Raw genomic sequence first — 21,357 nt, forward strand, 5'->3', positions numbered from 1 at the left:
CTTTCGATCTTCCCCAGGATCGCAGCCACGACGCGTCCCATCCGGCGCCCGGTGTGCATGTGGGCCGGCCCCTGCCGCGGCCCAATGCCAAGCGCCTGCTTGCCGGGCGGGGCAATTACGTCACGGACATGACGTTGCCGCGCATGCTGCATGCGGCCTTCGTGCGCGCCCCGTTCGCCCATGCGCGCATCGTCCGCATGGACGTGGAGGCGGCCCGCACGGCGCCCGGCGTCGCCCTGGTGGCGACCGGGGCGGACCTGGCGAAGCTGTGCACACCCTGGGTCGGCACGCTCGACCATTTCAAGGGCATGAAGTCCGAGCCGCAGCTGCCGCTGCCGCTGGAGCGCGTCACCTGGTGCGGGCAGGCGGTGGTGGCCATCGTCGCCGAGAGCCGGGCCGCCGCCGAGGATGCATGCGAGCTGGTGGAGGTGGAGTATGAGGAGCTCCCCGTCCTCGCCGATCTGGACACGGCGCTGGCCGCCGACGCGCCCCGCCTCGTGCCGGGCTTTACCGACAATATCTGCTTCCGCAGCACGCTGGAGAGCGGCGCGGTGGATGACCTGTTCGCCTCTGCTGCCCATGTGGTGGAGGCGGAGCTGGCCTTCGGCCGCCATACGGGGGTGACGCTGGAGCCGCGCGCCCTCATCGCCGATTACGACGCGAGCGAGCGCAGCCTCACCGTCCACCACGGCACGCAGACTCCCTTCCAGTTCCAGGATCTCTACGCGCGCCACTATGGGATTCCCGAAGCCCGGGTGCGGGTGGCGGCGCCGGACGTGGGCGGCTCCTTCGGGGTGAAGCTGCACGTCTATCATGAGGACATGGCCGTCATCGGCCTCGCCATGCTCGCCGGCCGGCCGGTGAAATATGTGGCTGACCGGCTGGAGGCCTTCGTCTCCGACATCCACGCCCGCGACCATCGCGTGAAGGCCAGGGCCGCGGTGGATGGGGAGGGGCGGATCACCGCGATCGCAGTGGAGGACGAGACCGCCATCGGTTCCTTCTCCACCTATCCCCGCACCAGCGCGGTGGAGGGCAACCAGGTCATCCGCCTCATCGGCGCGCCCTATCGTCTCACGGGCTATCGCGCCGACCTGAAGGTGGTGTTCCAGAACAAGACGCAGACCAGCCAGTATCGCGCCGTGGGCCACCCCATCGCCTGCGCCGTCACCGAGCATCTGATGGACCGCGCGGCCACCCTCGTGGGGCTCGATCCCTTCGCCATCCGCGCCCGGAACCTCATCCCGGACGATGCCTATCCCTGCGCCTCGCTCACCGGCTACAGGTTCGAGAAGCTCTCGCACGAGGCCTGCCTGGGCAAGCTCAAGACCCTGATGGACTACGAGCGCCTGCGCGCCGAACAGGAGGCGCTGCGCCAGCGCGGCATCCTGCGTGGCATCGGCATCGCCGCGTTCGTGGAGATCACCAATCCGACGCCCGCCTTCTACGGCATCGGCGGGGCGCGCATCTCCGCCCAGGACGGGGCGGTGCTCAAGATCACCCCCTCGGGCGAGGTGCGCTGCCTGATCTCCGTGACCGAGCAGGGGCAGGGCACCGAGACCATCATCGGCCAGGTCGTCGCCGATTATCTCGGGGTTTCGCGGGACATCGTGAAGGTCATCACCGGCGATACGGAAGTGACCCCCCATGGCGGCGCCACCTGGGCCTGCCGGGGCGCCGGCATCGGCGGGGAGACGGCGCTGCAGGCGGCGAAGAGGCTCAAGGCCAATGTGCTGGCGCTGGCCGCCGCCATCCTCCAGGCGAAGCCCGGCGACCTCGACCTGGTCGACGGGCAGGTGGTGGAGCAGGCGAGCGGGGCCGTGCGCCTGCCCCTGTCGGAGGTGGCGCGCATCGCCTATTTCCGCTCGGATACCCTGCCGCCGGGCACCGAGGCGCAGCTCACCGTCGCCCATCATTATGCGCCCTCGGGCTATCCCTTCGCCTTCACCAACGGCGTGCACGGCTGCCATGTGGAGGTGGATGCGCAGACCGGGCTCGTGAAGATCCTCAGGCACTTCGTGGTGGAGGATTGCGGCCGCATCCTCAATCCGCTGCTGGTGGAGGAGCAGGTGCGCGGCGGCGTGGTGCAGGGGCTGGGCGCGGCCTTCTTCGAGGAATGCCGCTACAGCGACACCGGCCAGCTCACCAACGGCTCGCTCGCCGATTATCTCGTGCCCATGTCGTGCGAGATGCCGGACATCGTCATCGCCCATGTGGAGACGCCGACCAAAGACACGGAACTGGGCGCCAAGGGGTGCGGCGAGGCCGGCACCGCCGCCTCTTCCGCCGCCGCGCTCAATGCGGTGAACGACGCCCTCGGCCCGCTGGGCGCCATGCTCACCCAGATCCCCATGACCCCCGCGCGCATCCTGAAGGCGCTCGGCACCTTCTGACATCCGCTTCGACGCCAAACGACGACCAACGAAAAAGACCATTCGGGAGGACACCATGACCGGACAGAACGAGCGTCCCTTTCCAGGCGTATCCCGCCGCGCCGTGCTCGCGGGGCTGGGCGCGGGCGTCGGCCTCATGGCCGCGCCGGCCATCGTGCGGGCGCAGGCGGAAACCATCCGCATCGGCTTCCCCACCCCGCTCACCGGCCCCTTCGGCGCCGAGGCGAAGGACCAGGTGAAGAGCGCTGAGCTCGCCGTGAAGCAGTTCAACGACAAAGGCGGCATCGCCGGCCGGAAGATCGAGCTTCTGGTGCGCGACGACAAGCTGAATGCCGGCGAGGCGGCCACCCGCACCCTGGAGCTGATCGAGAAGGACAAGGTGCATGCGGTGGTCGGCGCGCTCTCCAGCGCCGTCCAGCTCGCCGTGAACGAGGTGACGCGCGCCCGCGGCGTCATCTACGTGTCCATCAGCCAGTCCGACACCATCAACGAGGTGAAGGACTTCTCCAAATACACCTTCCATGAGGCGCTGAACCCGCACATGACCACGGCCGCGGTGGCGCGGGCGACCTTCAAGAAGGGCTCGAAGGTGGCCTTCCTGGTGGCGGACTACGCCTACGGCCACGAGATGCTGCGCGGCTTCAAGCGCGCGGCAGCGGAGATCGGCGCCGAGGTGGTGGGCGAGATCCTGCACCCGTTCGGCGCGGCGGACTATTCCACCCTCATGCCGCGCATCCGCGCCATGAAGCCGGACATCCTCGCCATCTGCAACTTCGGTCGGGACCAGGCCAACTCCATCAAGCAGGCCAACGACTTCGGCATGAAGAAGCAGATGCAGATCGTGGTGCCGGTGCTGCTCCACAACCAGCGCATCGCGGTGGCTCCGGAGGTGTTCGAGGGCATCATCGGCGGCGCCAATTACTATTGGCAGATGGAGGACACCGTCGCCTCCGCCAAGGCCTTCAACGCCGCCTACAAGGCCGAGTACGGCAGCCTGCCGACCGACTACGGCGCCTATGGCTACACCGGCGTCTCGGCCTTGCTGCTCGCCATCCAGAAGGCGGCGGGCACCGACACGGACAAGGTGATCGCGGCCCTGCAGGACCTCAAGTACGACGTGGCCAAGGGCCCGCAATACTTCCGCACCTGCGACCACCAGTCGGTGCAGTCGGTCCTCGTGCTCAGGTCGAAGGCCAAGGCCGAGATGAAGGGCGATCAGGACCTGTTCGAGATCGTCCAGAACGTGCCCGGCTCCGAGCAGATGCTGCGCTCCTGCGCCGAGCTCGGCTTCCCGACCTGATCGCCGCGCGGCCGGAGAAACGTCCCGGAGACTTGCCCCATGGACCTCGAACTCATCCTCATGCAGCTGTTCTCCGGCCTGGCGCTGGGGGCGATCCTCATCATGGTCGCCCTCGGCCTCACCATCGTGTTCGGCATGCTGGGCATCGTGAACTTCGCCCATGGCGCCCTCTTCATGGTGGGCGCCTACGCAGGGCTCTGGATCGCCGCGCAGACCGGCAGCTTCTGGTGGGCGCTGGTGGTGGCGCCCATCGCCATCGGCGTGCTGGGCATGCTCATCGAGCGCTTCCTCATCCGCCCGCTCTACGGGCGCACGCCGGACGACCCGCTGCTGCTCACCTTCGGCCTCGGCTACGTGCTGGTGGAGAGCGTGCGGATCACCTTCGGCACCGACGGCATCCCCTTCTCGGCGCCGGAATCGCTGCAGGGCGTGGTGGACCTCGGGGTGGGCTATTTCCCGCTCTACCGCCTGTTCGTGATGGGGGTGGTGGCCGCGGTGCTCTTCGGGCTGTGGCTGGCGCTGGAGAAGACGCGCTACGGCCTCATCGTGCGGGCCGGCGCCCGCGACCCGCTCATCATGAAGGTGCTGGGGGTGGACGTGAGCCGCCTGTGGCTCGTGGTGTTCGGCCTGGGTGTCGGGCTCACGGCGCTGGGCGGCGTGCTCGCCGCGCCCATGCGCAACGTGAGCCCGGAGATGGGCACGCTGGTGTTGGCCGAGGCCTTCGTGGTCACGGTCATCGGCGGCATGGGCTCGCTGCTCGGCGCGGTGGTGGCCGGCCTGCTGGTGGGCGTGGCGGTGAGCATGACGGCGCTGTTCGCGCCGGAGATGGCGACCATCGTCATGTTCGCCTTGATGGCCTTCATCCTCCTGGTGCGTCCGCAGGGGCTGTTCGGCCGGCCCGGCCTTGGCGCGTGAGGGGAACCGGCGCGTGAACGGAGACGACGAAATGACCTCCACCGACCTTGCCGCGCCGGCGTCCCTCGCCGGGCGCGGGCGCCTCTCCGCGGGCGCGCTGCTCGACCGCTGGCGGGTGCCGCTGTCCATCGGCGTGCTCGCCGTGCTGCCCTTCGTGCTGCCGTCGCAGGCGCTGGCGGTGAACGTGCTGATCTACGGGCTGTTCACCGTGGGCTTCAATCTGTTGTTCGGCTACACGGGCCTGCTCTCCTTCGGCCATGCCGCCTTCTTTGGCGCAGGCGCCTATCTCACCGGCATGGCCATCGCCTATTTCGGCCTCGGCTGGTTTCCGGCCATGCTCGTCGGCATCCTGGGCGCCAGCCTGCTCGCGGCGGTGATCGGAACGCTGTCGATCCGCACCCGCGGCATCTACTTCTGCATGGTGACGCTCGCGCTGGCCCAGCTCGTCTACTACATCGCCCTCCAGGCCTCGGGCTGGACCGGCGGCGAGAATGGCCTCAGGGGCTTCACGGTGGCGAAGGCCGAGCTGGTCGGCGGCTTCTCCGTGAACCTGCTCAATCCGCTGGCGAAATACTATTTCATCATGTTCTTCGCCGCGCTGGCCCTGTGGTTCGTGTCGCGGGTGCTGAACTCGCCCTTCGGCGCCGCCATCGAGGCAGTGCGGGAGAACGAGACCCGGGCGCGGGCCTGCGGCTTCGACGTGGAGCGCACCAAGCTCCTCTCCTTCATCCTCTCCGGCGCCCTGTGCGGCCTCGCCGGCACGCTCTCCGCTCTGCACCTGTCCATCGTGCCGCTGGATGCGCTGGGCGTGCACACCTCGAGCATCGTGGTGATGATGACCATGCTGGGCGGGGCGGGCTCCTTCTTCGGGCCGTTCGTGGGCGCGCTGGTGTTCCTGCTGATCGAGGACGTGGCTTCCCTGTGGACGTCCCACTGGCAGCTCATCGTCGGCGTGGTCTTCATCCTGTTCGTGCTGTTCCTGCCGAAGGGCATCTGGGGCAGCCTCATCGAGCTCGCGCGCCGCGAGGGGAGGGGAGCGCGATGACCGCCCTCATGAGCGTTGAGAACGTGGGCCGCTCCTTCGGCGGGTTCGTGGCCCTGGCCGGGATCTCCGCGGCTTTCGAGCGCAACAAGGTGACGGCGGTGATCGGCCCCAACGGCGCCGGCAAGAGCACCTTCTTCAACGTGCTCTCGGGGGTGCTCGCGCCCTCCACCGGGTCCATCCGGTTCAAGGGGCAGGAACTCAAGGGCCTGAAGCAGCATCGCTTCGCGCATCTCGGCATCGCCCGCTCCTACCAGATCACCAACCTCTTTCCGCATCTGTCGGTGGAGGAGAACGTGCGGGTGGCCGCGCAGGCGCTGAAGACGCGCTACGATGTGTTCAGCCACCGCAACCGCTATCCCGAGCTCGGCGAGAAGGCCGAGGCGGCCCTCGCCCAGGTGGGGCTGCTCGGCCGGCGCGGCCGGCGGGCACGCGACCTTGCCCATGGCGAGCAGCGGGCGCTGGAGATCGCCATCGCCCTGGTGGCGGACCCCGAGCTTCTGCTGCTGGACGAGCCCACTGCCGGCATGGGGCCGGAGGAGACCAAGGAGATGGTGGCGCTCATCGAGCGCCTGGCGGCGGATCGCACCATTCTCCTCGTCGAGCACAAGATGAAGATGATCCTCGGTCTCTCCGACCGCATCCTGGTGCTGCACCACGGCCGCCTCATCGCCGACGGCACGCCCGTCGCGGTCCAGGCGGATCCGGAAGTGCGCCGTGTCTATCTGGGGCAGAACGATGGCTATGCTTGAGGTTCGGCAGCTCAATGCCTGGTACGGGCCGAGCCATGTGGTCCACGATCTTTCCTTCGCGGTGGAGGAGGGCGAGATCGTCGCCCTCGTGGGCCGCAACGGCGCAGGCAAGACCTCCACGCTGCGGGCCATCATGGGCCTGATGCCCCGCGCGGAAGGGCAGGTGAGGTTCAATGGAAAGGACCTTCTGCCGCTGGGCGCCCATGCCCGCTTCCGCCTCGGCCTCGCCTATGTGCCGGAAGAGCGGCGCATCGTGTCGGGCCTCACGGTGCGGGAGAATCTGGAGCTGGGCCTCGTCGCCGCCGAGCGAACCGACATCCGCGCCGCCATCGACGAGATCGCGAAGAGCTTCCCGCGGCTGAAGGAGCGGCTGGAGCAGCAGGGCACCACCATGTCCGGCGGCGAGCAGCAGATGCTGGCCATTGCCCGCGCCATCATCGCGAAGCCGAAGATGGTGCTGCTGGACGAGCCCTCCGAGGGCATCATGCCGGTGCTGGTGGAGGAGATGGGCGCCCTGTTCCGCCGCCTGCGCGACCAGGGCACCACCCTGCTGCTGGTGGAGCAGAACGTGGAGTGGGCGCTCAACCTCGCCAGCCGCGCCATCATCATCGACCAGGGCGAGAAGGTGCACGAATCCAGCGCCGCCGCGCTGCTGGCCGACAAGGACATCCAGGACCGCTATTGCGCGGTGTGAGCGCCGTGGCGCGCGAAGACGGACAAGGGAGAAACGCCCCATGGAACTGACAGGCGAATACCGTATCAGCGCCCCGCGCGAGGCCGTGTGGCGGGCCATCCTCGATCCGGAGATGCTCCGTCGCTGCATCCCCGGCTGCAAGGAGCTGGAGCAGACCGGGGACAATGCCTACGCGGCCAAGGTGCAGGTGAAGGTGGGGCCGGTCTCGGCCACCTTCTCCGGCTCCGTGGAACTGACCGACATGGAGGCGCCGGCCGGCTGCCGCATCGTCGGGCAGGGCAACGGCGGCATCGCCGGCTTCGCCAAGGGCGAGGCGAAGGTGACGCTGGCCGAGGACGGCGCCGACACCATCCTCACCTACGTGGCCGACGCGCAGATCGGCGGCAAGCTCGCCTCCCTCGGGGGCCGGCTGGTGCAGGCGACGGCGAAGAAGCTGTCCGACCAGTTCTTCACCGCCTTCGCCGATGCGCTGAATGCGCCTTCGGAGGCGGCCGAGGCCTCCTGATACCAAGGAGGGGCCCCCTCCTTGATCGATGCCGGGAGGGCGGCGCTCAGGCGTCGCGCCGGCTGATGCCGGCGGCCCATGAGCCAAGCTCGTCCGCCGCAGGCACAAGGCGAGCGGCGAGGGCCGCCCTCACCCCAGCTTCGCCTCGTATTCCTCCGGCTTGAAACCCACGAGCAGATCGTCGCCCCGCGCCAGCACGGGGCGCTTGATCATGGACGGCTGCGCCAGCATGAGGGCGATGGCCTTCGCCGCGTCCAGCCTGTCCTTGTCGGCGTCCGGCAGCTTGCGGAAGGTGGTGCCGGAGCGGTTCAGCAGCTTCTCCCAGCCCACCTGCCTCACCCAGCCTTCCAGGGTCGCCCGGTCGATGCCCACGGCCTTGTAGTCGTGGAAGGCATAAGCGACGGCATGCGCGTCCAGCCAGGTGCGCGCCTTCTTCATCGTGTCGCAGGCCTTGATGCCGTAGATCGTCGTCGCCATTCGCCGTCCCCGATGCGGAAAGCGGCAACGCTACACCACCCGCCGCGCCCGCGCCTTCCCCCTCCGCGTCGCAGGGGGCGGGGCGTTGAACTGCATCTAATGATCATGTAACATATCAGTGCAATCCAGTTGAACGGGCAGAAGAATGAAGACCTATCGGGGAGATCGCACCATCGACGGCATTTCCGTCACCGTGGACGGCAAGCCGTTGCCGCCGCGCACCGACATCGCCGCGCTCAGCCGCGACGGATTCGAGTGGAGCTATGAGGGACTCGCCCCGGCGCAGCTCGCCCTTGCGCTCCTGGCCGATCATATGGGGGACGGCCGCCGTGCCCTGGCGGCCCATGAGGGCTTCATGCGGGATGTGGTGGCCAATTTCGCCAATGAATGGGAGATGACCTCCGACGACATCGAGGCCGCCCTGCACAAGGCCGCCGCCTGACCCCGCGACCGCACTCAGAGTCCCCCACCCGGACGGGAGCCCTTGACGGGTGGGGGAGAATCCATGGTCAAACGGGGCATCGGGCAGGGAGCGGACCATGGCCAAGATTCCGGCGGGCAGGATTCCGGCGGGCAAGACCCCGGTGAAGCGGCAGAAGCGGCAGGTGGCCTTCGCGAGCGCGGGCGACGATCTGGACCTGCTCCTCGCCGAAGGGCGGGTCCGCGCCGGCGCCGAGGCGCGCAAGCCTCCCGTCCGCCGGACCCGCAAGGCGGAAACGCCGGAAGTGGCCGAGGATGCGAGCCTGACCGACCGCGCCTACCGCATCCTGGAGGAGCTGATCGCCACGCTGCAGCTGCCGCCGGGGGCCGTGCTCTCCGAGCTCGCCTTGTCCGACCGGCTGAAGATCGGCCGCACGCCCATCCGCGAGGCGCTCCAGCGGCTGGCGCGCGATGGCCTGGTGGTGGTGCTGCCGCGGCGCGGCGTGCTGGTCTCCGAGATCAACCTTCGGACCCAGCTGCGGCTGCTGGAGGTGCGGCGGGTCATCGAGACGCTCATGGCGGGCCTTGCCGCCGAGCGCGCCACCGCCGAGGAGCGGGAGGGCTTCGCCGAGGTCGCCTCCGCCATGCGGCAGGCGGCCGAGGTGGAGGACGACCTCGCCTTCATGCGCCTCGACCGCCGCTTTAACCTGCTGATGGCCCAGGCCTCGCGCAACGAGTTCGCGGTGCGCTCCATGGGCCTGATGAACGCCTTGTCGCGCCGCTTCTGGTACCAGCACTACCGGGAGGTGGCGGACCTGCCGCTGGCCGCCCGCCTCCATGCCGAGGTGGCGGAGGCGGTGGCGCGCCGCGATCCCCGTGGGGCGGAGGCGGCGGCCATGCGCCTCGTTGACTATATCGAGGACTTCGCCCGAAAGACGCTGGACGCCTGAGCCGCTCCGGCCGCCGGAAAATCCAGCGCCGGCGCGGCTTTTCAGGTCAGAACACCACCACGCTGCGGATGGTCTCGCCTGACTTGAGGGCGTCGAAGCCCGCGTTGATATCGTCGAGGGTGATGCGCCGCGAGATGAGGCCTTCCAGGTCCAGCCGGCCCGCGAGGGCGGCGCGGGCGAGGACGGGGAAGTCCCGCGCCGGCCGCGCCCCCCCATAGGACGAGCGGCGGATGCGCTTCTCCCCCATCAGCGAGCCCCACCGGAAGGCCACGTCCTTCGTCACGTCGATCTTGCCCAGCCAGATCACCTCGCCCCCGGGCCGCACCGCTTCCAGGGTGGCGCGGAAGGCGATGGGGCTGCCGGCGGATTCCAGCACCACGTCGGCGCCGCGGCCGCTGGTGAGGGTCCGCGCGGCCTCCGCCACGTCGCTGGTGCGGGCGTTCACCGTATGGGTGGCGCCCATGCGCCGGGCCAGGGCGAGCTTGGCGTCGTCGAGGTCGGCGGCAAGGATGGTCTCCGCCCCAGCCAGCTGCGCCCCCTGCACGGCGGCGAGCCCGACCGCGCCGCAGCCGATGACGAGCACGGTGTCGCCGGGGGCGATGCGCGCCACGTTCAGCGCCGCGCCCACGCCCGTCATGATCCCGCAGCCGATCAGGCAGGCCTGATCGAAGGGCAGCTCCCGCGGCACCGGCACCGCCTGCTGATCGGAGACGATGCAGTAGTCCCCGAACGCCCCAAGGAACATGAGGTTGCCCAGCTCCCGTCCGTCGGCCAGGCGGGCCTTGGCGGCGCCGTCGAAGGCGCGCGCCTTCGGCCCTTCGGCAAGATAGCCCTCGCAGAGGATGGGCAGCGCGCGGTCACAATAGAAGCAGTGGCCGCAATGGGGATTCCAGGAGAGCACCACATGGTCGCCCTTGCCCACCCCCTTCGCCGCGGGGCCCACCTCCTCGACGATGCCCGCCGCCTCATGGCCGAGGACGATGGGCATGGGATAGACGAGCCCGCCCTCGATCACCTCCAGGTCGGTGTGGCAGAGGCCGGCCGCCTTGATGCGCACCAGCACGTCGGAGGGCCCGAGCGGGGCGGCCTCCACGGTTTCGACGACGAGCGGCGTCTGCGGCGCGTGGAGCACCGCGGCACGATAGGTGAGGGGCATGGATCAGGCGTGCTCCAGCTCGACCTCGCCGGCGATGACACGCATCACCGCCCTGTCGCGATGGGCCTCGGCGAGGGTGCCGGAGAAGATCATCTCGCCGCGCTCCAGCACGTAGAGGCGATCCACATAGTCCGGCAGGTGGTGGACGTTGGATTCCGCCATCAGCACCGCCTGGCCCATGGCGCGGATGGAGGCGATGCCCTCCGAGATGATGGGGATGATGGCCGGAGAGAGGCCCTCGAACGGCTCGTCGAGCAGCAGCAGGCTCGGATCGAGGGCGAGGGCGCGCGCCACCGACACCATCTTGCGTTCGCCGCCGGACAGCTGCGCCCCGCCCCGGTGGAGATACTGGCGCAGCTTGGGGAAGACGGTGAGCGAGCGCTCGACGCGGTCCGCCTCGGACATGGTCGAGCGGCGCGTCCAGGTGGGAAGGGCGATGTTCTCGGCCACCGTGAGGTCGGCGAAGCATTCGGATTCCTCTGGCGAGAAGCCGACGCCGCGCTGCGCGATCTCGTGGGTGGTCCTGCCCACAAGCTCCTGCCCCTTGAAGCGGATGGAGCCTGCCACGGGCTTGCGATAGCCCATGATGGAACGGAAGGTGGTGGTCTTGCCCGCACCGTTCCGCCCGATGAGGCAGACGAGCTCGCCGGGCTCCACGGCGAGATCGATGCCGTTGAGGATGCGACTGCCGGCAATGTCCACCTTGAGGCCGGAAATGCTCAGCATGGGTGGGTCTCCTGAATGGCGGGGCCCTTCACGGGCATCTTCGGCGGCCGCGTGCCCACCACGGCGGCGATGAGGGCGGGGTCCTTGAAGAAGGTCTCGGGCCGCTCGTCCGCCAGCACGCTTCCCGCCTGGAGCGCGACGATGCGGTCCGAGTAGCGGGCCACGAGGTCCATGTCGTGCTCCACCTGGATGATGCCGCGCACCCCCGCCTTGCGGGCGGCGGCCACCAGCAGCTCCATGATGGCGTGCTTGTCGCCGGTGGAGACGCCGGAGGTGGGCTCGTCGATGAGGATGAGCTCCGGCTTGAGGGCGAAGGCGCTCGCCACGTCGAGCAGCTTCTTCTCGCCCTGGGAGAGGGCGCTCGCCTGCTGGTCGAGCCGGTGGCGCAGGTTGAAGATGTCCGCCACCTCCTCCACCGCCGTGCGGACCTCGCGATCGCCGCCGAGGCTGCGGAACGGGTTGGCGCTGCGCTTGAGGCGCGAGGCGGCGGCCACCCCCAGGGTCTCCCGCACGGTGAGGGCGGGGAAGATGTTCACCAACTGGAAGCCCCGCGCCATGCCCCGCCGTGACAGCTCCACCGGCCCGATGCCGGCAATGTCCTGGCCACGGAAATGAACGTGGCCGGTGGTGGGCTTCAGAAGACCGGTGAGCACGTTGACGAGGGTGCTCTTGCCCGCCCCGTTGGGACCGACGATGGAGATGAACTCACCGTCGGCCACCGAGACCGAGACATTGCGGAGCGCGTGGAAGTCGCCATAGCTCTTGGAGACGGCATGGGCGGAAAGCAGCATTGCGCTGGCCATGGTTCAGCTCCCTCGCTTGAAGCGCGCGAGCACGTCGCCGAACAGGCCGGCGATGCCCCGCGGGAAGAAGATGACGAGGAGCACCAGAACCGCTCCCATCACGAAGCGCCAGTATTGGGTGGCCGACATCACCGTGTCCTGCAGCAGCACGAAGGCGAGCCCGCCCACCACCGGCCCCGCAAAGGCGCCCGAGCCGCCCAGCACCGCCATGAAGACAAGGTTGCCGGACTGGGTCCAATAGACGATCTCCGGGTCCGCGAGGCCGATGGTGACGGCGAGGATGACCCCGCCGATGGCGCCGTAGACGCCGGAGATGACGAAGGCGGCGAGCCGCATGCGCGGCACGGTGACCCCGAGATAGGCCGCCTTCTGCGGGTTTTCGCGGATCGCCGTGAGGTGCAGGCCGAAGGGGGAGCGCACGATACGCCACATGGCGAAGCCGAGCACGGTGAGCAGGCCCAGCGCATAGTAATAGAACGGGCCGGTGATGAAGGCGGTCTTGCCGCCCTCGAACTCCATGCCGAACAGCAGGGGGCGCATCACCCGCATGCCCTGGTCGCCGCCGGTGAGGCCGTAGAATTTGAACAGGATGGAGTGGAACAGCATGCCGAACGCCAGTGTCAGCATGCCGAAGAAGATGCGCGTGTAGCGCACGCACAGGAAGCCCACCGGGATGGAGATGAGCGCCGCCGCGGCGATGGCGGCAAGCAGGACCAGCTCGATGGAGCGCACGCCGAGCTTCGATGTCATCACCGCCGCCGCATAGGCGCCGATGCCGAGGAACATGGCGTGGCCGAAGGAGAGCAGGCCCGTGTAGCCGAACAGCAGGTTGAAGCCGAGCAAGGCGATGGCGAAGCCGAAGAAGGGCACCATCAGGGTGAGCATGTAGGTGGAGGCGAAGGCCGGCAGGACCGCCATCGCCGCCACGATCACCAGGAAGGCTGCAAGGCCGGAGGGGCGCCAGAGGGCGGCCGGCGCGGCCGGGGCCACCGTGACGCGCGCTGAGGTGGGGATGCTCATGCCATCGCCTTTCCGAACAGGCCGGCCGGACGCAGGATGAGCACCGCGATGACGACCAGGTAGATGGAGAGAATTTCGGCTTCCGGCAGGACCATGATGGCCGCCGCGCGGATGAGGCCGACGATGAGGGCGCCGGCGAGCGCGCCGCGCATGGAGCCGAGGCCGCCGATGACCACCACGGCGAAGGCTTCCACCACCAGCTCCACCGCCATGTCGAGGGAGGAGGCGGAGGCCGGCACCACCAGCGCGCCGCCTACCGTGCCGAGCATGCAGCCGACCGTGAACACGGCGGCGAAGACGCGGGAGGAATTGACGCCGAGGCCTTCGCTCATGTCCCGGTTCTCGGCGGTGGCGCGGATGATGCGGCCGGTCCGCGTCTTCTGCAGGAAGGCGCCGAGGATCGCGGCGATGGAGATGGCGGCGGCCACCACGAGCAGGTTGTAGGTGGGCACGCGCACGCCGAGGAACTCCGCCGTGCCGTAGGCAAGATAGGCGTTGTCCAGCGTCCGGGGCGTAGCGCCCCAGAAGAAGCGGAACACGTCCTGGAACATCAGGAGCAGGCCGAAGGTGAGGAGAAGCTGGTAGCTCTCGTCCCGCCGGTAGACCGTGCGCAGGATGCGCTCCACGGGCAGCCCGACGAGGCCGATGAGGAGCCCCGCGAGCACGAGCACCGGCAGCACCAGCCACGCCGGCATCCCCGCCGCGCTCGCGAGCCCCACCGCGGTGATGCCGAAATAGGCCCCGAGCGCATAGAAGGAGCCGCAGGCGAGGTTGACGATCTTCTGGACGCCGAACACCAGCTGGAGCCCGGCGGCCACGAGGAAGAGGATGGCGGCGTGGAACACGCCGCCCAGAAGCATGTCGATGAAGACGGTCACGCGCTTGCCTCCTCAGACCGGCAGCTTGGAGGTCTTCAGCCACTCCCAGAAATCCACGCCCGGCGGCTTCTGGAGCTGGTCGGCGGTGTAGCTGTCCACCGTCTTCAGGGTGGGGAAGTCATAGGAGTTCTGGTTGGTGGACAGGCCCTGGTAGAAGGTCTGCTCGGCGATCTTGTCGGCGCGGAACTGGCCCGGCCCGCCGAGGCTCTCGATCTTCTGCCTGGGGATCGAATCGATGATCTCGTCGAGTTTCGGCCAGCGGCCCGTTGCCTTGGCCGCCGCCTCGACGCCGGCCTTGTAGGCGGCGAGCGCGAAGTAGGCGCGGTCGGCCTCCCAATGCGGGGCCTCCTTGTAGCGGTCCATGTAGTCCTGGACGAAGGCCTTCTGGAGCGCGGAAGCACTCGGCAGAGCGAAGTAGAGGGTGTTGTGCCCGAACACGATGTTCTCGGGCATGAACTCCTTCTTCAGCTGGTTGATCTGCCAGCCGGCGGCGGGCAGCGCCAGGTTCACGCCCTCGAACAGGCCGGCGGCCGAGCCCTGCTTCATGAACACCGGCAGGTCGGCGAACAGCATGGAGGAGAAGATGAAGTCGGGCTTGGCCGCCTTCAGCGCGGCGACGTGGGAGGTGAGGTCCATGGTGCCCACCTTCGGCCACTGCTCGGCCACCACCTCCACTTCGACGCCGGCGCGGGCGAGGATCTGCCGGAAGGCCTCCCAGTTGTTGCGGCCGTAGGAATAGTCCGGATTGATGCCGGCGATGCGCTTGATCTTGCCCTTGAAGTATTTGATGGCGAGCAAGGAGGCCATCACCGCCTCGCACTCGTTGTCGGTGGAGCGGAAGACGTAGCGCGACTTGGGCATCGCTTCCTTCACGCCGTCCTGCGTGGTGCCGTCCCACATCATGAGGAGCGCCTGCTCCTCCTCCGCCACCGGCGCGACGCCGAGCGACACGCCGGTGGAGATGAGGCCCTGCACGCAGTCCACCTTCTCCTGCAGGGCAAGGCGCCGGAAGCGCTCGATGGTGTCCTTGGGCGAGGTCTCCTCCTCGAACACGAGTTCGAGGGGCCGGCCGGCGATGCCGCCATTCTTGTTGATGCGCTCCGCCGCCCATTGCACCGCGCGGACACCGCATTCGCCCACCGTGCCCATGGCGCCCGACCGGGGCGCAAGGATGCCGATGCGCACGGGCTTCGACTGGGCGATGGCCGGTGAAAAGACACCGGGAACGGCAGCGGCGAGACCGGCAGCGCCGATCCCCCGCACCAGTGTGCGGCGAGAGATAGTCATTGGCGTCCTCCCTAGAGCCCGCAGCGGTCCGGCCTGCGGCGCAGGCCAGCCGGGCGATGCATTCTTGTTTGCTCACGGGGCGCAGGCGGATTTGCCGATCACGCCGGCAGAGGCTGACCGGATCCGGCAACGCACGGGTCTGATGCCCGTTCCGAAAACTGACATATCATAGATATGCCAAAAGAATGTCTGCAAGCCTGATTTTTGATCTGGATCATTTCGCAAATGAGAAATGAAGGTCAGTTCCTTTTGTTTCAATGGTTTGCATTTTAAATTCCGGAGCGGATGCTCGCGTCCGGGGCGCATTTTCGCGCCCATCGGAGCGTCTTGCGCATGATGTGTAACTGACATATTAGATGTGTGCACGGCCGCTGCCGCCCCCTTCTCGCCTTCATGGCATCCGGCGGCGCGCCCGAGAATCACGACGGGGCCGCCTGCGGGTGGCGCCCGCCCAAGTGGTCCAGGGAGAGAGCGATGGAACTGACCTCCAGCCCCATGTCAGAGCGGCAGCGCAAGTATCGCGCGACCTACCGAGAGCGCGTCACCGGATGGTACAACGGGTGGCTTCACATCCTGATCATCTACACGATCGGCTTCACCGCCCTGTATGTGTACCTCTCCAACATGCACCAGATCCGTTGGTGGGAGTGGCTCACCATTCCGGTGGTGTTCTTGTTCTGCAATTTCTTCGAATGGTGGCTGCATCGCTATGTGATGCACCGCCCGTCGAGCTTCCCGCTGTTCCGCGCGGTGTATAACCGCCACACCCTCATGCATCACCAGTTCTTCACGGAAGAGGAGATGCGATTTGCCGGTCACCATGACTGGCGCGTTACCTTCTTCCCGCCCTATGCGCTGGTGACATTCACGCTCATGTCCATTCCCGGCGCCATCGTGCTGGGCTGGCTCATCTCGCCGAACGTGGGCTGGCTGTTCATCACCACCACCACGTCCGTGTATCTGCTCTACGAGTTCATGCACTTCACCACGCACATCGACGAGAACTGGTTCGTGCGGACCATGCCCTTCATCAACACCAACCGCCGTCACCACACCGCGCACCACAACCAGTCGCTGATGATGGAGCGGAACATGAACCTCACCTTCCCCATCATGGACTGGGCCTTCGGCACCTCCGACCTCGATCGCGGGCTCATCGGCCATCTGTTCAACGGCTACGACACGCGCCACGTGAAGACCGACATGCGCCGCACCGCCCGTACCCCCCGCGGCCGGAGCGAGGGGCGCACGCACGTGGCCGCGGCCGAGTGAGCCGGGCGGCAGCCGCATCATGGATGCCATTGAGCCCAACATCGCCGGCCTTGCCGTCTTCACCGCGCTGTGGACGGCAGCCTGCCTCGGCTTCCTCGTGCTCTCGGGCATGTTTCCCGTGCGGCCCGTGGGCGCGCGCAAGGCAGGGGGAGGCACCCTCGTCGCCTTGAACAGCCTGTTGTGGCTCACCCTCGCCGCGGGGGCGCTGGCCTATGGTTACGAGCACCTGCGGTTGACGACGCTGGTGGTGGTGAGTGGCCTGGTGCTGCTCTTCGCTCCAGCGCCGTTCGAACTCCTGCCGCCGTCCTTTCGCGACGGCCGCCGGGGCCTCGCCACCCTCGTCGTGCTCCAGGGCGCGGCGCTCGCCGTCTGGCTTGCGGTGCCGGGCGGCGGCGCTGGTCTCCTGCAACTGATCGTCTGAGCGGCCATCGCGCTGCGGAGGAAAACACCATGCCCAACCACATCAAGCTCATGCTCTCTCTCGTCGTCCTCGCGGTCGCCGCGGCAGGCTATGTTTTCCAGTCCAGCCTCGGGCAGGTGGGCCCGAAATACGCGGTTGCCTTCCTCGGCGCCTTCATGGTGGTCGCCATGTGGGTCTTCCCGGAGGTGCAGCGCCGGCCCGGCGACAAGGTGTAGGCTGGCCCCGGCCTCGAGGGAGAATGCGCCATGATCGCCGTTATTTTCGAGGTCTGGCCGGCGGAGGGCCAGAAGGATGTCTATCTCGACCTCGCCACGCGGCTGCGCAGCGAGCTGGAGGCCATGGATGGCTTCATCTCGGTGGAACGGTTCCAGAGCATCACCGACCCCGGCAAGATGCTCTCCCTCTCCATCTGGCGGGACGAGGAGGCGGTGAAGGGGTGGCGGAACCTGACCTCCCACCGCAGGACGCAGGCGGCCGGCCGGGCCGGCGTGTTCCGCGACTATCGCCTGCGGGTCGCCGCCGTGGTGCGCGACTACGGCATGTTCGAGCGGGACGAAGCGCCGGAAGACAGCCGCGCCTCGCACAAGGCGAAGCTGTCCGATCCCGCCATCTGAACCCCGCGTCCGTTCGCAAAGCGCGTTGATGCCCGGTCGAGTGCCGGGCATCTGCATTTCAACGTAGTTCCGGGGGCCAGGCGAGACCGGAGCGGCCTTCGCCTTCGTCCTGCGCCGCGGCGGCCCGTGCCTCTCGCTCGGAAAGGCCGATTTCGGCCAACACCTCGGCGGTCTGGTCGGCGAGGTCCAGGGGGCGGGCCTCGGCCGGCGTGCGGGAGAGGCGTGGCACCGCCGGGACCTGCCGCGGCCCGCTGCCGGGATGGCGGGCGGACACGTGCGGGTCGCTCCACACCTCATCGGGCGCCAGGACGGGGGCGACGCAGGCGTCCGTGCCGTCGAACAGGGCGGTCCAGTGGTCACGTGGCGCGCCCGCGAACGTCTCGGCCAGGGTCCGCTCGATGCTAGGCCACAGGGCGCGGTTCATATGGTCGGGCACCTCGCCCAGGCAGAGGGTGCGCCAGAGGGTCTCGAAGAAGCCGCGCTCCAGCGCGCCGACGGCGACGTAGCCTCCATCCGCGCAGGCATAGGTGCGGTAGAACGGGGCGCCGCCGCCCAACAGCCCGTCGCCACGCTCCGGCCAGTGGGGCGTCCGCCACAGGGGCCAGTGCATGGCCATGAGGGAGAGGGCGCCGTCCATCATGGCGGCGTCGATGAACTGCCCCTTGCCGGAGGACTTCGCCTCGATCACCGCCGCCAGGATGCCGATGGCGGCGATCAGGCTGCCGCCGGCGAAATCCGCGACGAGGTTCAGCGGCACCTCCGGCGGCGCGCCCTTCGGGCCGAGGCCGCCCAGCACGCCGGAGAGAGCGAGGTAGGTGATGTCGTGTCCGGCTTCCTTCGCCCGCGGCCCGTCCTGCCCGAAGCCCGTGAGGGCGCAATAGACGAGGCGCGGGTTGAGGGCGGACAATTCGGCGTAGCCCGCGCCGATGCGGTCGGCGACGCCGGGGCGGAAGCCTTCCACCAGCACGTCGGCGGTCTTCACCAGCGCATGCAGCGCCGCGCGGCCTTCCGGCGCCTTCAGATTCAGGGCGATGTGTCGCTTGCCGCGGGAAAATTCCGGGATGGCGACCCCCGCGCGCCCGCCGCCCACCACGATCACCTCCGCGCCGAGGTCGGCGAGCAACATGGTGCAGTAGGGCCCCGGCGCAAGGCGGGAGAGATCGACGACGCGGATGCCGGCGAGCGGGCCACGAGGGGAGGGGCCGGCCACGCTCACAGGCTCCGGGCGATGACGATGCGCTGCACGTCGCTGGTGCCTTCGTAGATCTGGCAGACGCGCACGTCGCGATAGATGCGTTCCACCGGGAAGTCGGCGAGATAGCCGTAGCCGCCGTGGACCTGGATGGCGGCTGAGCACACCGCTTCCGCGGCTTCCGAGGCGAAGAGCTTCGCCATCGACGCCTCGGTGAGGCAGGGCAGGCCCGCCTCGCGCAGGGCGGCCGCATGCAGCACCATCTGCCGGGCGGCTTCGATGCGCGTCGCCATGTCGGCGAGGCGGAAGGCAACCGCCTGATGCTCGATGATGGGCTTGCCGAAGGTCACGCGCTCTTTCGCATAGGCGCGCGCCGCCTCGAACGCCGCCCGGGCCATGCCGACGCACTGGGAGGCGATGCCGATGCGCCCGCCCTCCAGGTTGGACAGGGCGATCTTCAGTCCCTCGCCCTCGGCGCCGAGGCGCAGGTCGGCGGGCAGGCGCATGTCGTTGAAGGCGAGCTGGCAGGTGTCGGAGGAATGCTGGCCGAGCTTGTCCTCCACCCGCACCACCTCGTAGCCGGGGGTATCGGTGGGCACGATGAAGGCGGAGATGCCCTTCTTGCCGGCATCGGGATCGGTCACCGCGAAGACGATGACGACATCGCCATTCTTCCCCGAGGTGATGAATTGCTTGGCGCCCGAGATCACGTAGCCGTCGCCGTCGCGCCGGGCGCGGGTCTTCAGGTTCGCGGCATCCGAGCCGGCCTGCGGCTCGGTGAGGGCGAAGCCGCCGATCCATTCACCGGAAGCGAGCTTTGGCAGGAAGCGCTGCTTCTGCTCCTCCGTGCCGAACTTCACGATGGGCATGCAGCCCACCGAGGAATGCACGCTGACGATGGTGGAGCACGCCCCGTCCGCGGCCGCGATTTCCTCCAGCGCCAGAGCGTAGGAGACGGGATCCGTCTGTGTGCCGCCATAGGCCTCCGGCACCAGCATGCCGAGGAAGCCGAGGGTGCCCATCTCGCCGAGCTCCTCCTTCGGGAAGCGATGCTCCCGGTCGCGCGCCGCGGCGCCCGGTGCGAGGCTCAGGTGGGCGTAGGCGCGCACCGCCTCGCGGATGTCCTTCTGGGTATCGGTGAGGAGCATGGGCGGTTTCCTTGGAGCGTGTTCCTGTTGCCTGGGCGTCGGTTTCTCGCACTCCCCCGCAAGCAGGGAAGGGCCGGGAAGGGGGCGAAAGGCCGGGGTTGGCGGATCAACGTCCGAAGACGTACCGCGTCCCGTTCTCCTCCCAACCTTCCCCCGCAGGCGGGAGAGGGCTTGGCCTTGCGTCCGCGGAGAGGTGTCTCACCCCAGCCGCTCGATGGCGACGGCCGTTGCCTCTCCGCCGCCGATGCACAGCGAGGCGATGCCGCGCTTGAGATTGTAGCGTTCCAGCGCGGCGAGCAATGTCACCATCACTCGTGCGCCCGACGCCCCGATGGGGTGGCCGAGGGCGCAGGCGCTGCCATGGACATTCACCTTCTCTTCCGGCAGGCCGAGGTCGCGCATGGCGGCCATGGGCACCACGGCGAAGGCTTCGTTGATCTCGAAGAGGTCCACGTCCTTGAGGTCCCACCCCGTCTTCTCGGCGAGCGTCTTCACCGCGCCGATGGGGGCTGTGGTGAAAAGATTTGGCGCCTGGGCGTGGGTGGAATGGCCGACGATGGCCGCGAGCGGGGTGAGGCCGCGCTTCTCCGCCTCCGATCGCCGCATGAGCACGAGCGCCGCCGCGCCATCCGAGATGGAGGAGGAGTTGGCTGCGGTCACGGTGCCACCGTCGCGGAAGGCGGGCTTGAGGGTGGGAATCTTGTCGAGCTTTGCCTTGGGCGGCTGCTCGTCCGCCGAGACGATGCGTTCGGCCTTGCCGGCCTTGACCGTCACGGGAACGATCTCCTTGTCGAAGGCGCCGCCCACCATGGCTTTCTGCGCCTTGGTGAGAGAGCCGATGGCGAAGGCGTCCTGCGCCTCGCGGGTGAATTGGTAGGCCTCGGCGCACTCCTCGGCGAAGGTGCCCATCAGGCGGCCCTTGTCGTAGGCGTCCTCCAGCCCGTCGAAGAACATGTGGTCGATGACCTTGCCGTGGCCCATGCGGTAGCCGCCGCGGGCGCGGTCGAGCAAATAGGGCGCGTTGCTCATGCTCTCCATGCCGCCCGCCACCGCCACGTCGGCGGAGCCGGCAACAAGGAGGTCGTGGGCGAACATGGCAGCTTTCATCCCCGAGCCGCACATCTTGTTGACGGTGGTGGCACCGGTGGAAAGCGGGAGGCCCGCGCCGAGGGCCGCCTGCCGCGCGGGCGCCTGGCCGAGACCGGCTGGCAGAACGCAGCCGAACACCACCTCGTCCACCTGGTCGGGGGCGAGGCCGGCGCGGGCAAGGGCTGCGCCGATGGCGGCCGCGCCGAGCGCCGGGGCGGCGACATCCTTGAGGTCGCCCTGGAAGCCGCCCATGGGGGTGCGGGCAGAGCCGACGATGACGATGGGATCGGAAGCCGACATGTC

Annotated in this window: 24 protein-coding genes; 13 read left to right on the top strand and 11 right to left on the bottom strand. The window is 68.5% G+C overall.

The window, feature by feature from the left end; translation table 11 throughout:
• Nucleotides 1-53: 53 nt before the first annotated feature.
• From V5F59_RS07995 to V5F59_RS08025, 7 genes are read left to right on the top strand one after another with little or no spacing between them, the layout of a single operon-like run.
• On the top strand, nt 54-2,393 hold the full coding sequence (locus V5F59_RS07995; RefSeq protein ID WP_393982128.1) for a xanthine dehydrogenase family protein molybdopterin-binding subunit: 2,340 nt from the start codon (nt 54-56) through the stop codon (nt 2,391-2,393).
• Nucleotides 2,394-2,448: 55 nt separating this feature from the next.
• Complete coding sequence (locus V5F59_RS08000; protein WP_393982089.1) at nt 2,449-3,693, top strand: ABC transporter substrate-binding protein; 1,245 nt, start codon at nt 2,449-2,451, stop codon at nt 3,691-3,693.
• A gap of 39 nt (nt 3,694-3,732) precedes the next feature.
• A complete protein-coding gene (locus V5F59_RS08005; RefSeq protein ID WP_393982088.1) occupies nt 3,733-4,608 on the top strand; it encodes a branched-chain amino acid ABC transporter permease in 876 nt (291 codons plus the stop codon).
• A 31-nt stretch (nt 4,609-4,639) separates the two neighbouring features.
• Nucleotides 4,640-5,653: a branched-chain amino acid ABC transporter permease gene (locus V5F59_RS08010; protein WP_393982087.1), complete on the top strand. Its 1,014-nt coding sequence runs from the start codon at nt 4,640-4,642 to the stop codon at nt 5,651-5,653.
• Nucleotides 5,650-6,402, top strand: coding sequence for an ABC transporter ATP-binding protein (locus V5F59_RS08015; RefSeq protein ID WP_393982086.1), 753 nt, complete (start codon nt 5,650-5,652; stop codon nt 6,400-6,402). Before V5F59_RS08010 ends, V5F59_RS08015 begins: the two co-directional genes overlap by 4 nt.
• A complete protein-coding gene (locus tag V5F59_RS08020) occupies nt 6,395-7,096 on the top strand; it encodes an ABC transporter ATP-binding protein (RefSeq protein ID WP_393982085.1) in 702 nt (233 codons plus the stop codon). Before V5F59_RS08015 ends, V5F59_RS08020 begins: the two co-directional genes overlap by 8 nt.
• Nucleotides 7,097-7,136: 40 nt before the next feature.
• Nucleotides 7,137-7,601: an SRPBCC family protein gene (locus V5F59_RS08025; RefSeq protein WP_393982084.1), complete on the top strand. Its 465-nt coding sequence runs from the start codon at nt 7,137-7,139 to the stop codon at nt 7,599-7,601.
• 129 nt (nt 7,602-7,730) lie between these two features.
• On the opposite strand, the gene V5F59_RS08030 is transcribed toward V5F59_RS08025, so the two are convergent.
• Complete coding sequence (locus V5F59_RS08030; RefSeq protein WP_393982083.1) at nt 7,731-8,078, bottom strand: ArsC family reductase; 348 nt, start codon at nt 8,076-8,078, stop codon at nt 7,731-7,733.
• 145 nt (nt 8,079-8,223) lie between these two features.
• Between V5F59_RS08030 and V5F59_RS08035 the strand changes: the two genes are divergently transcribed.
• Both V5F59_RS08035 and V5F59_RS08040 read left to right on the top strand, forming a co-directional pair.
• Nucleotides 8,224-8,520 (top strand): DUF6166 domain-containing protein, encoded by a 297-nt coding sequence (locus V5F59_RS08035; protein ID WP_393982082.1) that lies wholly within the window; start codon nt 8,224-8,226, stop codon nt 8,518-8,520.
• Nucleotides 8,521-8,617: 97 nt separating this feature from the next.
• A complete protein-coding gene (locus tag V5F59_RS08040) occupies nt 8,618-9,448 on the top strand; it encodes a GntR family transcriptional regulator (RefSeq protein ID WP_393982081.1) in 831 nt (276 codons plus the stop codon).
• A gap of 46 nt (nt 9,449-9,494) precedes the next feature.
• Here the strand turns inward: V5F59_RS08040 and V5F59_RS08045 are convergent, their stop codons facing one another.
• From V5F59_RS08045 to V5F59_RS08075, 7 genes are all read right to left on the bottom strand, one after another.
• Entirely contained in the window at nt 9,495-10,604 is a 1,110-nt protein-coding gene (locus V5F59_RS08045) for a Zn-dependent alcohol dehydrogenase (protein WP_393982080.1), read from the bottom strand.
• Between the two features lie 3 nt (nt 10,605-10,607).
• Complete coding sequence (locus V5F59_RS08050; RefSeq protein WP_393982079.1) at nt 10,608-11,330, bottom strand: ABC transporter ATP-binding protein; 723 nt, start codon at nt 11,328-11,330, stop codon at nt 10,608-10,610.
• Nucleotides 11,324-12,133 (bottom strand): ABC transporter ATP-binding protein, encoded by an 810-nt coding sequence (locus V5F59_RS08055; RefSeq protein ID WP_393982078.1) that lies wholly within the window; start codon nt 12,131-12,133, stop codon nt 11,324-11,326. The genes V5F59_RS08050 and V5F59_RS08055 overlap by 7 nt, the downstream gene beginning before the upstream one ends.
• Before the next feature lie 3 nt (nt 12,134-12,136).
• Complete coding sequence (locus tag V5F59_RS08060) at nt 12,137-13,153, bottom strand: branched-chain amino acid ABC transporter permease (protein ID WP_393982077.1); 1,017 nt, start codon at nt 13,151-13,153, stop codon at nt 12,137-12,139.
• Complete coding sequence (locus V5F59_RS08065) at nt 13,150-14,031, bottom strand: branched-chain amino acid ABC transporter permease (protein ID WP_393982076.1); 882 nt, start codon at nt 14,029-14,031, stop codon at nt 13,150-13,152. The genes V5F59_RS08060 and V5F59_RS08065 overlap by 4 nt, the downstream gene beginning before the upstream one ends.
• Before the next feature lie 12 nt (nt 14,032-14,043).
• Nucleotides 14,044-15,318: an ABC transporter substrate-binding protein gene (locus V5F59_RS08070; RefSeq protein ID WP_393982075.1), complete on the bottom strand. Its 1,275-nt coding sequence runs from the start codon at nt 15,316-15,318 to the stop codon at nt 14,044-14,046.
• A gap of 72 nt (nt 15,319-15,390) precedes the next feature.
• The gene (locus V5F59_RS08075; protein WP_509211202.1) at nt 15,391-15,741 is read right to left on the bottom strand and encodes a hypothetical protein; all 351 of its coding nucleotides are present in this window, start codon (nt 15,739-15,741) and stop codon (nt 15,391-15,393) included.
• 51 nt (nt 15,742-15,792) lie between these two features.
• Here V5F59_RS08075 and V5F59_RS08080 point away from each other — a divergent pair, with 51 nt between their 5' ends.
• Genes V5F59_RS08080 through V5F59_RS08095 form a run of 4 tightly spaced genes read left to right on the top strand, consistent with a single transcriptional unit; the run spans nt 15,793 to nt 17,625 of the window.
• Complete coding sequence (locus V5F59_RS08080) at nt 15,793-16,590, top strand: sterol desaturase family protein (RefSeq protein WP_393982074.1); 798 nt, start codon at nt 15,793-15,795, stop codon at nt 16,588-16,590.
• Nucleotides 16,591-16,609: 19 nt separating this feature from the next.
• Complete coding sequence (locus V5F59_RS08085) at nt 16,610-17,011, top strand: hypothetical protein (RefSeq protein WP_393982073.1); 402 nt, start codon at nt 16,610-16,612, stop codon at nt 17,009-17,011.
• A 29-nt stretch (nt 17,012-17,040) separates the two neighbouring features.
• Nucleotides 17,041-17,226 carry a hypothetical protein gene (locus V5F59_RS08090; protein ID WP_393982072.1) on the top strand — a complete coding sequence of 62 codons (186 nt, stop codon included), beginning with the start codon at nt 17,041-17,043 and terminating at the stop codon, nt 17,224-17,226.
• A 30-nt stretch (nt 17,227-17,256) separates the two neighbouring features.
• Nucleotides 17,257-17,625: an antibiotic biosynthesis monooxygenase family protein gene (locus V5F59_RS08095; protein WP_393982071.1), complete on the top strand. Its 369-nt coding sequence runs from the start codon at nt 17,257-17,259 to the stop codon at nt 17,623-17,625.
• 58 nt (nt 17,626-17,683) lie between these two features.
• Here V5F59_RS08095 and V5F59_RS08100 read toward each other — a convergent pair whose 3' ends face one another.
• The 3 genes from V5F59_RS08100 to V5F59_RS08110 all read right to left on the bottom strand — a co-directional run bounded on the left by V5F59_RS08100 (nt 17,684) and on the right by V5F59_RS08110 (nt 21,354).
• Nucleotides 17,684-18,835: a CaiB/BaiF CoA transferase family protein gene (locus V5F59_RS08100; protein WP_393982070.1), complete on the bottom strand. Its 1,152-nt coding sequence runs from the start codon at nt 18,833-18,835 to the stop codon at nt 17,684-17,686.
• Nucleotides 18,836-18,837: 2 nt separating this feature from the next.
• Entirely contained in the window at nt 18,838-19,965 is a 1,128-nt protein-coding gene (locus tag V5F59_RS08105; RefSeq protein WP_393982069.1) for an acyl-CoA dehydrogenase family protein, read from the bottom strand.
• 198 nt (nt 19,966-20,163) lie between these two features.
• Entirely contained in the window at nt 20,164-21,354 is a 1,191-nt protein-coding gene (locus V5F59_RS08110; RefSeq protein ID WP_393982068.1) for an acetyl-CoA C-acyltransferase, read from the bottom strand.
• Between the last annotated feature and the right edge of the window lie 3 nt (nt 21,355-21,357).

This window comes from Xanthobacter nonsaccharivorans (assembly GCF_043194755.2).
Lineage (GTDB): Bacteria > Pseudomonadota > Alphaproteobacteria > Rhizobiales > Xanthobacteraceae > Xanthobacter > Xanthobacter autotrophicus_G.

Excerpts from the sequence above, each read along its gene's own strand:
- V5F59_RS08000 (WP_393982089.1), top strand. The coding sequence starts at position 2,449 with ATGACCGGACAGAACGAGCGTCCCTTTCCAGGCGTATCCCGCCGCGCC.
- V5F59_RS08005 (WP_393982088.1), top strand. The coding sequence starts at position 3,733 with ATGGACCTCGAACTCATCCTCATGCAGCTGTTCTCCGGCCTGGCGCTG.
- V5F59_RS08010 (WP_393982087.1), top strand. The coding sequence starts at position 4,640 with ATGACCTCCACCGACCTTGCCGCGCCGGCGTCCCTCGCCGGGCGCGGG.
- V5F59_RS08015 (WP_393982086.1), top strand. The coding sequence starts at position 5,650 with ATGACCGCCCTCATGAGCGTTGAGAACGTGGGCCGCTCCTTCGGCGGG.
- V5F59_RS08020 (WP_393982085.1), top strand. The coding sequence starts at position 6,395 with ATGCTTGAGGTTCGGCAGCTCAATGCCTGGTACGGGCCGAGCCATGTG.
- V5F59_RS08025 (WP_393982084.1), top strand. The coding sequence starts at position 7,137 with ATGGAACTGACAGGCGAATACCGTATCAGCGCCCCGCGCGAGGCCGTG.
- V5F59_RS08030 (WP_393982083.1), bottom strand. The coding sequence starts at position 8,078 with ATGGCGACGACGATCTACGGCATCAAGGCCTGCGACACGATGAAGAAG.
- V5F59_RS08035 (WP_393982082.1), top strand. The coding sequence starts at position 8,224 with ATGAAGACCTATCGGGGAGATCGCACCATCGACGGCATTTCCGTCACC.
- V5F59_RS08040 (WP_393982081.1), top strand. The coding sequence starts at position 8,618 with ATGGCCAAGATTCCGGCGGGCAGGATTCCGGCGGGCAAGACCCCGGTG.
- V5F59_RS08045 (WP_393982080.1), bottom strand. The coding sequence starts at position 10,604 with ATGCCCCTCACCTATCGTGCCGCGGTGCTCCACGCGCCGCAGACGCCG.
- V5F59_RS08050 (WP_393982079.1), bottom strand. The coding sequence starts at position 11,330 with ATGCTGAGCATTTCCGGCCTCAAGGTGGACATTGCCGGCAGTCGCATC.
- V5F59_RS08055 (WP_393982078.1), bottom strand. The coding sequence starts at position 12,133 with ATGGCCAGCGCAATGCTGCTTTCCGCCCATGCCGTCTCCAAGAGCTAT.
- V5F59_RS08060 (WP_393982077.1), bottom strand. The coding sequence starts at position 13,153 with ATGAGCATCCCCACCTCAGCGCGCGTCACGGTGGCCCCGGCCGCGCCG.
- V5F59_RS08070 (WP_393982075.1), bottom strand. The coding sequence starts at position 15,318 with ATGACTATCTCTCGCCGCACACTGGTGCGGGGGATCGGCGCTGCCGGT.
- V5F59_RS08080 (WP_393982074.1), top strand. The coding sequence starts at position 15,793 with ATGGAACTGACCTCCAGCCCCATGTCAGAGCGGCAGCGCAAGTATCGC.
- V5F59_RS08085 (WP_393982073.1), top strand. The coding sequence starts at position 16,610 with ATGGATGCCATTGAGCCCAACATCGCCGGCCTTGCCGTCTTCACCGCG.
- V5F59_RS08090 (WP_393982072.1), top strand. The coding sequence starts at position 17,041 with ATGCCCAACCACATCAAGCTCATGCTCTCTCTCGTCGTCCTCGCGGTC.
- V5F59_RS08095 (WP_393982071.1), top strand. The coding sequence starts at position 17,257 with ATGATCGCCGTTATTTTCGAGGTCTGGCCGGCGGAGGGCCAGAAGGAT.
- V5F59_RS08105 (WP_393982069.1), bottom strand. The coding sequence starts at position 19,965 with ATGCTCCTCACCGATACCCAGAAGGACATCCGCGAGGCGGTGCGCGCC.
- V5F59_RS08110 (WP_393982068.1), bottom strand. The coding sequence starts at position 21,354 with ATGTCGGCTTCCGATCCCATCGTCATCGTCGGCTCTGCCCGCACCCCC.